At 39.1% G+C, this 13,667-nt stretch carries 12 protein-coding genes; 9 read left to right on the forward strand and 3 right to left on the reverse strand.

Translation table 11 applies throughout. The features are described 5' to 3' along the window. The first annotated feature begins 19 nt into the window (after positions 1-19). Genes pgsB through pgsW form a run of 3 tightly spaced genes read left to right on the forward strand, consistent with a single transcriptional unit; the run spans position 20 to position 2,785 of the window. Positions 20-1,210: a poly-gamma-glutamate synthase PgsB gene (pgsB, locus tag EHO65_RS12210; protein WP_135774688.1), complete on the forward strand. Its 1,191-nt coding sequence runs from the start codon at positions 20-22 to the stop codon at positions 1,208-1,210. Between the two features lies 1 nt (position 1,211). Then, on the forward strand, positions 1,212-1,676 hold the full coding sequence (gene pgsC / locus EHO65_RS12215) for a poly-gamma-glutamate biosynthesis protein PgsC (RefSeq protein ID WP_135774690.1): 465 nt from the start codon (positions 1,212-1,214) through the stop codon (positions 1,674-1,676). A gap of 5 nt (positions 1,677-1,681) precedes the next feature. Further along, a complete protein-coding gene (gene pgsW, locus EHO65_RS12220; protein WP_244243535.1) occupies positions 1,682-2,785 on the forward strand; it encodes a poly-gamma-glutamate system protein in 1,104 nt (367 codons plus the stop codon). Here the strand turns inward: pgsW and EHO65_RS12225 are convergent. The 3 genes from EHO65_RS12225 to EHO65_RS12235 are packed head-to-tail and all read right to left on the reverse strand — an operon-like array spanning position 2,782 to position 5,300. Continuing rightward, positions 2,782-3,759, reverse strand: a complete 978-nt coding sequence (locus EHO65_RS12225; RefSeq protein WP_135774694.1) for an alpha/beta fold hydrolase — start codon at positions 3,757-3,759, stop codon at positions 2,782-2,784. The two genes, pgsW and EHO65_RS12225, sit on opposite strands and share 4 nt — an antisense overlap. A gap of 10 nt (positions 3,760-3,769) precedes the next feature. Further along, positions 3,770-4,069 (reverse strand): hypothetical protein, encoded by a 300-nt coding sequence (locus EHO65_RS12230; RefSeq protein ID WP_135774696.1) that lies wholly within the window; start codon positions 4,067-4,069, stop codon positions 3,770-3,772. Position 4,070: 1 nt separating this feature from the next. Continuing rightward, a complete protein-coding gene (locus tag EHO65_RS12235) occupies positions 4,071-5,300 on the reverse strand; it encodes a DUF445 domain-containing protein (protein ID WP_135774698.1) in 1,230 nt (409 codons plus the stop codon). A gap of 176 nt (positions 5,301-5,476) precedes the next feature. Between EHO65_RS12235 and EHO65_RS12240 the strand changes: the two genes are divergently transcribed. The 6 genes from EHO65_RS12240 (at position 5,477) to EHO65_RS12265 (ending at position 13,659) form a co-directional block, all read left to right on the forward strand. Then, a complete protein-coding gene (locus EHO65_RS12240; RefSeq protein WP_135774700.1) occupies positions 5,477-7,141 on the forward strand; it encodes a PAS domain S-box protein in 1,665 nt (554 codons plus the stop codon). 49 nt (positions 7,142-7,190) lie between these two features. Then, a complete protein-coding gene (locus EHO65_RS12245) occupies positions 7,191-7,664 on the forward strand; it encodes a cyclic nucleotide-binding domain-containing protein (protein ID WP_135774701.1) in 474 nt (157 codons plus the stop codon). 7 nt (positions 7,665-7,671) lie between these two features. Next, entirely contained in the window at positions 7,672-8,583 is a 912-nt protein-coding gene (locus tag EHO65_RS12250) for an alpha/beta fold hydrolase (RefSeq protein ID WP_135774702.1), read from the forward strand. 44 nt (positions 8,584-8,627) lie between these two features. Then, positions 8,628-10,859, forward strand: coding sequence for a PAS domain S-box protein (locus EHO65_RS12255; RefSeq protein ID WP_135774703.1), 2,232 nt, complete (start codon positions 8,628-8,630; stop codon positions 10,857-10,859). A 49-nt stretch (positions 10,860-10,908) separates the two neighbouring features. Beyond that, positions 10,909-12,771: an ABC-F family ATP-binding cassette domain-containing protein gene (locus EHO65_RS12260; protein WP_135774705.1), complete on the forward strand. Its 1,863-nt coding sequence runs from the start codon at positions 10,909-10,911 to the stop codon at positions 12,769-12,771. A gap of 192 nt (positions 12,772-12,963) precedes the next feature. Continuing rightward, positions 12,964-13,659, forward strand: coding sequence for a hypothetical protein (locus tag EHO65_RS12265; protein ID WP_135774707.1), 696 nt, complete (start codon positions 12,964-12,966; stop codon positions 13,657-13,659). The last annotated feature ends 8 nt before the right edge of the window (positions 13,660-13,667 follow it).

Here is a 13,667-nt window from a genome sequence, read left to right on the forward strand (position 1 = left end):
TTAGAAGGACATTCTTTACGTGTCCGAATTTCTAATATTAGTTCCATTACTTCTGGTTTTATTAGGATTCGGATTTGTTGAATATATTCTTCATCTTTCCAGAAGAAACAAAATCTCAGTGCGTATCCATGTAAACGGCACTCGAGGAAAAAGTTCCGTCACACGACTGATCGCATCCGGCTTGAAAGAAGGTGGATTTCAAGTTCTCGCTAAAACCACAGGAACTATTCCGAGGCTGATTTTGCCCGACGGTTCTGAAAAAAATATAATCAGATACGGCGCTCCCAATATTTTAGAGCAGAAGTTTGCGATCCAAGAGGCAGTAAAACAAGGAGCCAATGTAATCGTTTTAGAATGTATGGCTCTTGTTCCGTTCAACCAAAAAGTTTCGGAAGAAAAATTGGTTAAGGCTACACATACTATCATTACAAATGTAAGAGAAGATCATTTGGAAATTATGGGGCCGGAGAAAAAGGACGTGGCCTTAGCTCTAAGCGGTTCTATTCCTGAATCCAAAGTATTATTTACTTCGGAAAAGGAATTTTATGCTTTTTTTCAAGAAGTTTGTAGAAATAAGAATACTGAGATTATTCCGGCTCGTTTTGAAAAATATTCTGACCTGAACTATATGCAAGGTTTTGCATATTATGAACATCCTGAAAATGTAGTTTTAGCATTGGAAGTATGTGAGTCATTGGGAGTAAAACCGGAGATTGCGGTACGAGGAATGTGGTCTCATTCTCCTGATTTGGGAGCTAGTTTTTTTGCTAAATACAATTTAGGTAAGAAGAAGATAGCCTTTGCAAATGGTTTTGCTGCAAATGATCCAAGATCCGCGGCAAGTATTTGGGAGAATGCAATCCTAGAGTTTCCCGAATATGTATATAAAGTTTCTCTTGTAAATTGTAGAAAAGACAGACCGGAAAGATCGGAACAAATGGCTAAAGAGATCCTTTGCTGGAAAAAAAATCCTGCGGATTTGATTTTGGTCATAGGAGAGGAGACCGAAGTATTCAAAAAAACCTGTTTGAAACTCGGTTTAGCAAATTCTAAATTAGAAGATCTAAAAAACCTAGATGCAAAAGGGATCTTGGGATTTTTTGAAAGTTCTCTGCCTTCTAATTCAATGGTAGTTGGACTTGGAAATATAGGTGGAATAGGTTTGGAACTTTTGAAATATTTAAAACAAAAGGAAATGTCGAAAGATTGATATGGATTTATTGAGTATTTCCATAGGGTTGGGGCTCGGAGTTAGTCTGTTCTTTTCCGAGTTTTTCGGGATAGCGGGCGGACTTGTGGTTCCAGGCTATTTTGCATTACAACTCCATAATCCAATTAATATTCTTCTTACGTTATCCGTCAGTCTATGTGTTTTTGGTTTAGGAAAGATCATTTCTAAATTTGTAATATTATACGGAAAGAGAAGGACTGCAATTCTACTTCTGCTCGGATTTGTTTTGGATGCGGTCGGCAACGAATGGATATTTCCTAAGATCTTTACTGGGATCGTCTACTTAGAAGCAGAAGTAAAAGCAGTGGGGCATATAATTCCAGGACTTATTGCTGTTTGGATGGATCGACAGGGTTGGTTGGAAACCTTGGCATCTTTACTCACTGCCTCTATAATTGTTCGTTTGATTTTGATCTTATCTCTCGGAAAGGAGTTATTACCTTGAAGGGAATGTATTGGAAATCTTCCAATAGATCGGTTCTGTATTTTCTGGTTTTGATGGTATTTTCCATTTTTGGAATGTATTCAGTGGAACATTTTCGTATTGAGAAAGTCCAAGCACACTATTCTGAGAAAATTGAAGCAGCCAAACTCACTGCAAAAGCATTTGAAGAGATTAAACTTTATAAAAAATCTAAAAACAAAAAAATAGATCTGAATTTTGATCCTGCTCAGACGGGACTTATAGGTGAATTTTTTACACCTATTACAAGCAATTTAGGCCAACTGAGAGCAAAACAAAGTTCTATCAATCCGAACTTTGGGGCCTTGGTTTTGGAATATTTAATCCAAGCTGGAGCCGATAAAGGAGATACGATTGCTGTTTCTCTTTCAGGTTCTTTTCCTGCTTTGAATATTGCAGTCTATTCTGCTGCAAAAATTTTAGATCTGAAGCTTGTAATTATTTCCAGTATGACTTCTTCCCAATGGGGAGCGAATGATCCTGATTTTCTATGGCCTGATATGGAAAGGGTGCTGTATGCTCGAGGGATTTTTCCTTACCAGTCTTTGGCATATAGTTGGGGTGGGATAGATGACCAAGCATTCGGAATATCTAAAGAAGGGTTGAATAGCCTACAATATTCCGCATCTAAAAATTCGCTTCCAATGTTACATTCTAAAAATTACTCAGAAAGTTTGGAAGAGCGAATGAGTTTGTATTCCGCTACGATGCCTCTCGGATCATATAAGGCATACATTAATGTAGGCGGCGGAACTGTTTCAGTTGGATCTAAGAAGAATGCAGGAGAATTTTTACCTGGGTTGAATCTAAAACATACTGCAATTCATGATGGAAGAGATTCAGTCATGAGACGTTTTGCAAATTTAGGAATACCAGTTATTCATCTAGTTAGAGTAGAAGAACTTGCAACACTGAACGGATTTACAATCCAACCTAAAAAACTTCCGGAACCCGGAGAAGGTAAAATATTCAAAAGATCTGAATATGATCTACGTTTGGTTGTAGCAGTTTTAGTCGGAATATTCCTTTTACTTTATATGTTTTTTAAAAGGGACTCATTTATAGAAGAAGATAGGGATGAGTCACTTTAAGATCTCAAAAATTTGAATATTTCCTGATCTCTTTCCTTATCTTCCAATAGCACTGATTCATAATGATTTTTATTTGAGAGTTCATAAACTTTCAGGTTATGGATCTTCTCTTTCATTTTTTCGATTGCAGAAGAAGGTAAAAGTTCATCTCCCGATTTGAAGTTCGGTTTTAGTGCACGGATCACAAGCACAGGGCAACGCAAACTGGAATAAGGCATTACCTTATTCTCTTGGAGGGTTTTGAGAAATTCTTTTGGATTTTTGAAAAGTCTCGCTAGGATCCCGGCAGGTTTCATCGCTCCACCCATATTTTTTAATTCTGAATCGATCACAAATGGAGGAATAGAACAAAGTACTGGTCCGTAAAAACTATCTCCAGGCATTAAAGAACTAGAAAGTGTTCCGGTTGGTTCCAGTTCATATAATAGGAAATTTTGTATATTCGTATTCCATGCAGAAAGCAAAGGAGATTTTTTTGCTTCTTGCAGATACATTTCCTTACTCGAGATCCTCCTTCCCAAACGAGCCAAAGAACCCTGGATCATAAGTAAATTGGAAATTTTACGTTTGATGGAAAGTTCTCCACCTCCGTCTATTAAGACCGCTTTTTCCAGAGAATTTCCGAACTTCTCCGCAAATCTAAGAGTTATCCAGGCCCCTAATGAATGGGAAAGGATAGATATTTTAGAATATCCTAATATAGTTGAGAGTTCTTTTAGATCTTGCGCATGTACTCTTGCGGAATATTCTTCTTTAGGTTTGTCCGAATTTCCTCTTCCACGTAAATCGTAAACGATTACAGTGATCCCTTTTTTGGAGAGACCTTGAGCGATTGGTTCGAAGTTTTTAAGATTTCCTGTCAGTCCATGAACACAGAAGAGGGGAACTTTGGATTTACCTGGAAAGATCCGATAGGCGATTCGGATTCCGGAGGGTAGGGTAGCTATTTTGGAATCCGAACCGAATTGTAACATTCTGAAATGTTTAGGAAACTTCTGCTCCTAGTCGGATCAGAATATTCTCCAAATTTTTTTCCATTTCTGATCTGAGAGCTATATGTAGTAAAGCAATCTTTTCCCTTTTTTTAACGGCGGAGAATCCTTCACCTTCTCTTTGTAATTTAAACCAGATCCTGGATTCACCTAATCCTGAAAATTTGATACAAAAATCGTCTTCTTTCAGATCGAATTTTGTGATTTCACCTAATCTTCCTCCGGCGATTGCCTTGGTTAATTTCCGAAGGAAAGATTCAGGATCAGATTCTGTAACCTTGATCAGATTCATATTATACTGCTATCATGTAGATCCCTTGTACAAGACCTACGATTGCTCCTAATACGGAACCGATAAGAATAAGAACATACTCGTCTTCTTGGAAAGCGGATCTTAAGATCGGTTCGAATTCTTCAGGTGGGAGGTCCTTCATACGTTTGAACATATTATTTTCTATGCTCATTGCTCTTCCCATATAAGTTTCGAGTTTAGTAGAACTTCCGGCTAAGGAATCACTTACTTTGCGGATCACTTCTTTTTTGGTATTCTCGAAATCCGAATCTTCTCCTTTATTTTCTTCATCCAAATGTCCGGATAAATTTAAGCGAGTGGCGGCAGATTCAGTTTCTGCTTGGATGGTTTCCACGAGAGTTCTTGCTGCTCTTTTGTATAAGATCTCTTCTAATACGTTTCTTGCCGTAAGAACCTGAGTTGCGAATACGTTAGAATATTTTTTAGAAACTTCTTCCTGTCTTGCGATGAATAAACCTCTATATTTGATAGGTCCCACTCTTTTTTCATAAAGAGGGCGGAAGATCATAGTGAGTGCCACCCAGTTTGTGATATAACCTACGATCACTCCTTGGATCGGAAGAGTCCACCAAATAGGAAGATAATTCCAAAGCACTGCCTGAGCTATACCGAGCGCACCACCAAGAGCCCAACCGCAATGTTCAATAAATTTGAATTCTTTAGAACCGACTTCTTCGAATATGTTTACGATCCTTTCTACATTCGGACCAGTGAGTTTACGAAGTACCAGGGATCTGAAATTGAAAACGGAGGATACATTCTCCTTCACCTGGGTCATGATATTTTTAACAGTGTGAGCGCATTTTTCTTGGACCGCTCTTACGATCTCTTCCCCATGTCCGTTCTCTAAATGTTTTCTAAGAACTGGATTGATATGATGAACTATTTCATGAGTTGCAGAAGGAATTAGATCGTTTAGAACAGGTTGGAACTCTGTCTCTAATTGGTCCGGATCCACTTTGGAGAAAAAGTCTTCTACCTTGATCAACCTCTCGGTCATAATATTCACCGATTTTAGGGCCAATTTTTGGGCCTTCTTCGGAACGATCCCTTGCCAGCCTAAATATGGAGGAATTCCCACAAATTCCAAAGGGTAGAAGGTCATTTTTAAGGCTACCACGTTGGTAAACCAACCCACGAATCCGTAGGTGAAGGGCATCATTATGATCCCGATCAATTCTTTGTTTTGACTGAGGAAGGACAGATCCATATTTTCAATTCCTGTAGCGTGCGCTATACTATTCGGTTCTATTGCAAAGTCCTTTTCGACCCAGTGCACTGCAAGTTATTTTTCCGTCCGTTTTTCGGATCTTTCCCGGCGGTTTTGAAAAAAGATTTTTCAGAGTCGAATAAACTTCAGAAATAGTCCTCTCCTGTTTTTAAGTTATGAAGTCGTCTTTCTTTCCATACTGGTGTATTCTAATGGATCCTTCCGGATTGATCCTTGAGACCAATCTTCCTCTGGAATCCTGGAGGAAAAATCATCTCTCACATTTTTTGAATGGGACGGAGAAGATACAAGGGGAGAGCGGAAGTGCAGTACTTTCTTGGCAGCCTGGAAAAAGCCCTCTCTCATTTCCTGGAAGTACAGGATTACTCGCAAGCTGGTCTCTCACTCATGGGATGTTTTGGATCAAGATGGAACCGATGGAAGAAGGTTCAGCTTCTCTTATTGAAAATTCGTTTTGGAAAGAATTCCTTTCCAGCGACAGACCTTTTCGGCAAATTTTCGAGACCAACCAAGCGATTAAATGGATCTTAGATCCTGACTCTGGAGATATTTTATACGCGAACCAATCTGCTATTCAGTTTTACGGATACAGCCAAGAAGAACTTCTGCAAATGAAGGTCACAGATATCAATACTCTCACAAAAGAACAAATTTTCGATGAGATGAGACAGGCTGCACTCGAATCCAGACAATATTTCCGTTTTAGACATAGATTAAAAAGCGGGGAAGTCCGCGAGATGGAAGTTTATAGCGGACCTTTGCAGTTTGGAGGTAAAAGGGTATTATTTTCCATTCTATACGATGTTACAGAAAGGGTGAAGGCAATTTCTTTATTAGAAGAAAGCGAAAGGAAGAATCGTTCCTTGGTAGAGAACGCTTCCGATTCGATTATCATTACAAATTTTGAAACTAAAATTCTGGAAGTGAATAGAAGAATGTGTGAACTTTTGGAATATAATAAAGATGAACTCCAATCATTCACCTTAAAAGATATTCTGGACGAAGATAGTTTTGCAGATGCAATTCGTAGAATTCCTGTCTTAGAAATAGGCAAACCGGTAATCTTAAATAGAAGATTCAAAAGTAAATCAGGTAAAATTGTAGAAGCAGACGTAAATGCAGTCCGAATAGACGAGTCCCGTTATATGGGGATCGTGAGAGATGTGACCGAAAGAAATTGCATGACCAGAACCTTGGAGAAGTCGTTAAAAGAAAAAGAATCTATGCTCCAAGAGATTCATCATAGGGTCAAAAATAACCTTCAGGTCATCTCAAGTCTTTTAGATTTACAATATGAGAATACGGAAGATCCAAACCTAAAGAGGATCTTAAAAGAATGCGAGAACCGGGTCAAATCCATGGGATTTGTTCATGCTGAATTGTATAGATCTGAAAATTTTTCAGCCGTAGATCTGGAGAATTATTTTACCACAGTTTCTTCTAATCTGATGAGAGCTTATGGAGGACTTCCTCGAATTAAACTCCAATTGGAACTAAGTTCTTTGGAAGTGAGTATCGAAAGAGCTATCCCACTTGGACTTATCCTAAACGAACTTCTTACTAACTCACTAAAATACGCATTTCCGGAAGATCGTTCCGGAAAAATTCAAATCAGTATTTTTAAAGAAGAAAAGAATATCGTCTTCTCATACTCAGACGACGGGGTAGGTTTTAAAAAAGAAAATCAGATCGGCTCCGGAACTATAGGTATCCAGCTCATAGAGATCTTATCCAGGCAGTTAAAGGCAAACTCTGAATTTACTTCGGAAAATGGAGTTGTTTTTCGTCTTAGAATTCCGGACCGAAATCCAGGAAAGTAGCTTGATGGTTTTTTTCTAGGCTCAATACTCGGTCTTTGGTAAGGAACACATGCAACACACTACAGAAGAAATCCTACACCAGATTTATTTATTTTCCAGCTTCTCTATGGATGAATTGGCTAAAATAGCGGAGAAGACAAAATACAAGGTGCTTGAACAAGGGGACGCGGTTTACCAAGAAGGGAACGATGCAAAAGCGTTCTATGTGGTAATGTACGGGACCTTAAAAATTTTGACCTCTACCGAAAAAGGGGACGATGTAAACGTAACCACTATCGCCACAGGTGATCATTTCGGAGAATTCCCATTTCTGGATCAGGGAAAAAGAGCGGGAACAGTAGAAGCAATGGAACGTTGCGAACTTTTGGAAATTCCTTTCGATCATCTACAACATATTTTGGATGCCGACAAGGAACTTGCTCTTAAGTTTTATAAAGGTATCACCAACTACTTGGTGAAAAGAATGAGACTTTTGACTCATGACTTGGCTTACGCTAGAGAATTAAAGAAACGTTATTCTTGATCTGAAAATGAACCGCAAATTTTTCCCAATCTACCTTTTTCTAATTTTATTCGGGCTGACCTATTGTTCGGAGACTCTTGTCAAAACAGGCATCGGTTACGAAAGATGGAAAGCCGGTCTCGAAAAAAAACAAACCAAGATAGAACCTTGGAATTGGGTATACTTACAAGGTGGAGAAGGTAGCGAAAAAATCCTTATGGTCCACGGATTCGGCGGTGACAAAGACAATTGGACTAGATTTTCCAAATGGCTTACTCCTTCATACACTGTAGTAGCTGTAGATCTTCCCGGTTTTGGGGAGAATGATAGGATCGCAGATCAGGATTATAATATTGCTCAGCAAGTAAAACGACTGGATGATTTCGTTACTCAACTTGGTTGGGAAAAATTCCATATCGTAGGTAACTCCATGGGAGGTGCGATCTCTGGGGTATATGCGGCAACGTATCCTCAAAAGATCTTATCTCTCGGATTATTCGCTCCTTCCGGCGTGAATAGCCCTGAAAAAAGTGAATTGTCTAAAAATTTGGAGAAGGGAAAAAACAATTTAGTTGCGACTAACGCAGAGGAATTTCAAGAATTAATGAAATTCATTTTTGTCACTCCTCCTCCGATTCCTTCTTTTTTAGCTTCTTATTTCGCAGACAAAGCGATCAGAAATTCTGAATTTAATAAATATATATTCAAACAAATACGATCTACTGGTTTTCCATTGCAGGAAAATATGAATAAGATCAAAGCAAGAACTCTAATTCTTTGGGGAGACACTGACAGAGTATTGAGTGTTTCCGGAGCTGGAGTATTAGAGAAAGGGATAGCGGGATCTAAAAAGGTGATCTTGAAAGATATGGGCCATGTTCCTATGCTTGAAAGACCCGAAGAAGTAGCGAATACTTACAAAGAATTTTTAGTGAAGTAAGCTCCAAGAAAACTTCGGTTTTTTAGGAGTTGTTCGGAGTAACGATGGCTCTTGCCAAACTTCTAAAATGGTTTCAAAATCGGAATCTTCGAAAGAAAATAGAAAAAGAAATTCGTGCCCTCGCGCCCGAAGTATTTAATGATTATCTTTACAGAGTAGATGTATTAGATAATGGAGATCTATTATTAAGCTGGGCAAACGAAGGATTTTTAAAATTCTGCGGGATCAGTTTAGATGATCTCAATAACCCATGGCCTGCAGCTGATCCAAAGTATTTTCATCCTGACGATCAGGATTTAGTTAAACAAAGGACAAGGTCCTTATTATCCGGTTCCCCTAGATCGGATGAATATAGAGTCTATGGTCCTGACGGACAGATCAGATGGTTGAGGGATCATGCCCATCCAATCTGGGATCCCGTAAAAAAAAGAGTGTCTCAGATCTACGGCTCCGTCCAGGATCTAACTCCATTAAGAAAAAGTGAAATAGTTCTACAAGACCAACTTTCTTATACGAATATCCTATTAGATAGTACGGAAGAATGGGTGATCCGTGTAAACCAAGCTGGGAAGATCCAATATGTAAACTCGTCAGGTAGATCCGAGGTTAGAAGGCAATTTGGGATAGAATTACTTCCTGATTCTAAGATATTATCTTTGGTCTCAGAAACTCATAAGGAAATTTTCCAGGCGCAGCTAAACAAAGCATTTTCAGGAGCGAAGGTCAAATGGCATTTTTCCAAATTATTCCCTGTCCAACCGAATTCGGAATTAGAAGTATCATTCGCACCCTTATCTAAAGAAGGAGCAATTAAGGAAGTCGTAATATTCCTGAAAGACGTGACTCTTAGGACCGTTTGGGAAACAGCACTTCTTGCTAGCGAAGAAAAATATAGAAAATTGGTAGAAGTTTCTCCGGATGCAATAGGCCTACATGCAGATGGAAAAGTGATCTATATCAACCAAACCGGCCTTAAGATGCTCGGTTATGAGTCCTTGGAGGAGGTGGAAGGAAGGCCTATCGTAGAATTTATACATCCGGAATCCAGGCAAGTCGTCGGTGAAAGAGTTTTGAAAGCGATGCTTAAATCGGAACCGTTGGAGCCGATTGAGGAAAAATTCCTCAGAAAAGATGGAACAGAGATCTCTGTAGAAGTTTCCGGAATTGCATTCGAGCAAAGAGGCCAAAAATTAATGCAGGTGATTGTCAGAGACATCACTGAAAGAAAAAAAGCAGAACTCGAGTTAGGTGAACTTAGGAAAAAAATCCTACAAACAAACGATAGACTCCAAGCAATCATAGAAGGTGTAAAAGATTCCATTTGTGCTGTGGATATGGATCTCAGGATTATCTCCTGCAATACTGCATTCGAACTTATGGTTTGGAAAGTGTATGGAAAGAGGATCACAGTCGGCCAAAAGATCTGGGATATAGGTATAGATGATCCGGAAGAAAAAGATAGGATCGTGCGAAATTGGAGTAGGGCTCTCACTGGCGAAGTTTTTAAAATGGAGAGAAAAATTTCAGGTCTGATCAAAGATTCCATCGTTCTTGAGATCAATTATAGTTCTATCAGAGACGAAAGCCATAATATGATAGGTGCCACTCAGATCATCCGGGATGTAACTGATAGATACCAATACGAAGAAACATTAAGAAAATCCTTAGACGAAAAAGAAGTAATGTTAAAGGAGATCCACCATAGGGTTAAAAACAATCTACAGGTAGTTTCTAGTCTTTTAAGTTTGCAGACCGATTTTACGGATGATCCAAAACTAGTTTCTATTCTGAAAGAGTGCGAGAGAAGGATACAGTCCATGGCACTCGTCCATAAGGAACTATATCAGAATGATACGATCGCAGATGCGGACTTCACTGAATATTTAAACAATTTACTTGTGGCGCTTGTCCAATCGTTCGGTGCGAATAAAAAAGTGTCATACTATATAGAATCCGAAGACATACGTTTGAATTTGGATTTTGCGATCCCTCTTGCATTGGTATTCAATGAACTAGTTTCAAATTCCTTAAAATATGCATTCCCCGGAGATAAAAAAGGGGAAATATCCTTGTCCATCTCCAAGACAGACAATGGACTTTCTATTTCGATCGGGGATAATGGAGTAGGACTTCCTAAAAAGGTGGATGTAAGAAATTCGGAAGGACTGGGCTTACAATTAGTAGGAATGTTATTGGATAAACTGAAAGCGAAATGGGGACTTGAAACCGTAGAGATCGGCACCAGATATAAAATAGAACTTCCGATCCCTAAGTAGAATCCTTAAAAGAATTGCTTCTCACCTGGTTTCAAAAAGGCTGGAAGCGATGAATCTAATCTCCATAGATAAAGTCGGTAAATCCATCGGCGAAAAATTATTATTCCAGGGCTTAAGCTTTGGAATAGACGAGGGAGAAAAAACAGGACTACTCGGGATCAATGGCTCCGGGAAATCTACCTTACTCAGGATCTTACTAGGAATCGAAGAACCGGATACAGGCAAGGTAGTCCGAAACAGAGAACTCAAAATTTCATTTTTATCCCAATTCCCTGAATTCGATCCCGACAAGACCGTATTAGAACATATACTTTCAGGTTCGGGAATTCTTTTAGATACAGTCAGAAGATACGAAAGAGCATGTATTGAATTGGAAAAAGGCGGGGAAGAAGCTGAAAAAGAATATCACCTCGCAATGGAAGAAATGGATTCCAAACAAGCTTGGGAACTAGAATCCAAACTCAAAAACATATTAAGAGAACTGAATATACCTGATCTTTCCCGAAAAATGGGGGAACTATCGGGGGGTATGGCAAAGAAGGTATCCCTCGCCCAAGCTTTAACTGATGAATCCAATTTTTTGGTATTGGACGAGCCTACAAACCATCTGGATATAGATGCAATCCTTTGGCTCCAGGACTTCCTAAAAAGTACGGACAAAGCAGTTTTACTTGTTACACACGATAGATATTTTTTGGAAGAGATCGCAAACAGGATCTTAGAAATAGATAGAGGGAATTTCAGGATTTATCCTGGAAATTACGATCTATATCTTGAAAAAAAAGTAGAGATGCAGGTGATCGAAGAAAAGGAAGAAGCAAAACGAAAATCCTTTCTTAGAACGGAACTTGAATGGCTAAAACGCCAACCTAAAGCAAGGGGCACAAAACAAAAAGCCAGAACTGATCGTGTGATTGAAGTTATGGAAAGAAAGAAAGCAGGCAAGGATATTGTCCTCGATATTTCCGTTTCTGGAAGAAGACTCGGCGGAAAAATATTAGAATTAAAGAATATTAAAAAATCATACACTAAAACCGAACTGATCTCCGGATTTTCCTATGTATTCAAAGGAAAAGAGAGGATCGGGATTGTAGGGCCAAACGGTGCGGGAAAAACCACACTTTTAAACCTGATCACTGGGAGAGAAAAAACAGACTCGGGAGATGTGGCGACAGGTCTCAATACAAGTTTCGGGTATTTCGATCAGCTAGGAAAAGAACTTCCCGGTCCTAAAAAAGTAATAGATTATGTTAAGGAAGAGATTGCACCTACCATCAAGATGAATGATGGATCTTCTTGGACAGCTTCTCAATTCTTAGAAAGGTTTTTATTTCCTCCTCAACTACAACAGACAAAGATCGAAAGACTTTCCGGAGGCGAAAAGAAACGACTTTATCTCATTCTACTTCTAATGAAAAATCCGAACTTCTTAGTTTTGGATGAGCCTACAAATGATTTGGATATTCCCACACTTTCTGTGCTCGAGGAATTCTTGGATGATTTCCCTGGAGTGGTACTTGTAGTTTCTCACGATCGTTACTTCATGGACCGAGTCACGGATTATCTATTCATATTCAAAGGAGAAGGGAAGATAGATAGATTCCCTGGCAACTATTCGGAATATCTGGAATACAGAGAATACGAAGAGAAAGAAATTAAAGCAAATACTCCAAAGCCTGCCGAAAAACAAACGGACAATAAGAAGAAGGGCTTAAGTTACCAAGACAAAAGAAAACTGGAGATCCTGGAAAAAGAAATACTCTCTATGGAAACAGAGGAGAAGGAGCTAGTCCAAAACCTACAGTCGCCTGATCCCGAACTTGCCCGCAAATCAGGAGAACGTTTAACCCAATTACAGGACGAATTACAGAAGAAGGTCACTGAATGGGAAGAGCTTGCATCCAAAGAATAGAATTTGCTCTAATCTATGGATCATGGATCATTCTGTAACGATTACTTAAAGTTCATATCGTATTAAACAGTGTTAAACGAACTAATCCAAAGTGATTAGTTTTCCTTGTAGAATATTCCTAATCCTATGATTTTTATTCCTTAGTGTCGCTCGATGCTTGACGGGAAAAGAACAAGAAGCATCTTCCATCCTATGAAACATCTATCTGCAATACTTCTTTTTTCCATAATCTCTATATTAAACTGTGCAGGTCCGAAACAAGATGATCTAAGCGGCTTACTGCTGTTATTGGCCGGAGGTGGGGGGCCAGGAAATTCATCTCATTGCGGTCAGACAGTTGCGAATCCGGTTTCGGTTTCGTTCGGCGTGACTAATGGAAATTATGTGACTGAATCTAACTTACTTGCCGCCCTTGGAGGAGATAATTGTAGCACTCCTAGTCTTACTGATAATAATAATGGAACGGTTACTGATTCGGCGAATCGTTTCATCTGGACACTTTGTGTGCTCGATGATTCTTCAAAAGCACCAAATGCCTTTAATACTCCAAATTGTGATGCCTTCGATGCGAATGATGGTATTTTTAGTCAGACTTCAGCTTCGACTGCTTGCTCCAACTTGACATACGCAGGCCGTTCTAATTGGATTTTACCGGATGCAATCCGGTTACATTCCCTCCGAATTGCAAGTTCTCCTTATGTTCTTGGAGCTTTCGGATCTGCAAATAATTCTCTAGGGGATTCTGGGACTGCCTGGTCCAGTACCGTTATCAACGGTACTATAGAAACGCTGGGAATTACTCCACTTTATGAAACCGTAAATGTATTTAGAGCATTTACACCTAGTACCGACGACCAAACAACTGTAGTTTGCGTTGCAGAATATTGATAAAATAC

Source organism: Leptospira andrefontaineae, from assembly GCF_004770105.1.
In the GTDB taxonomy this organism is placed as follows: Bacteria; Spirochaetota; Leptospiria; order Leptospirales; family Leptospiraceae; genus Leptospira_B; species Leptospira_B andrefontaineae.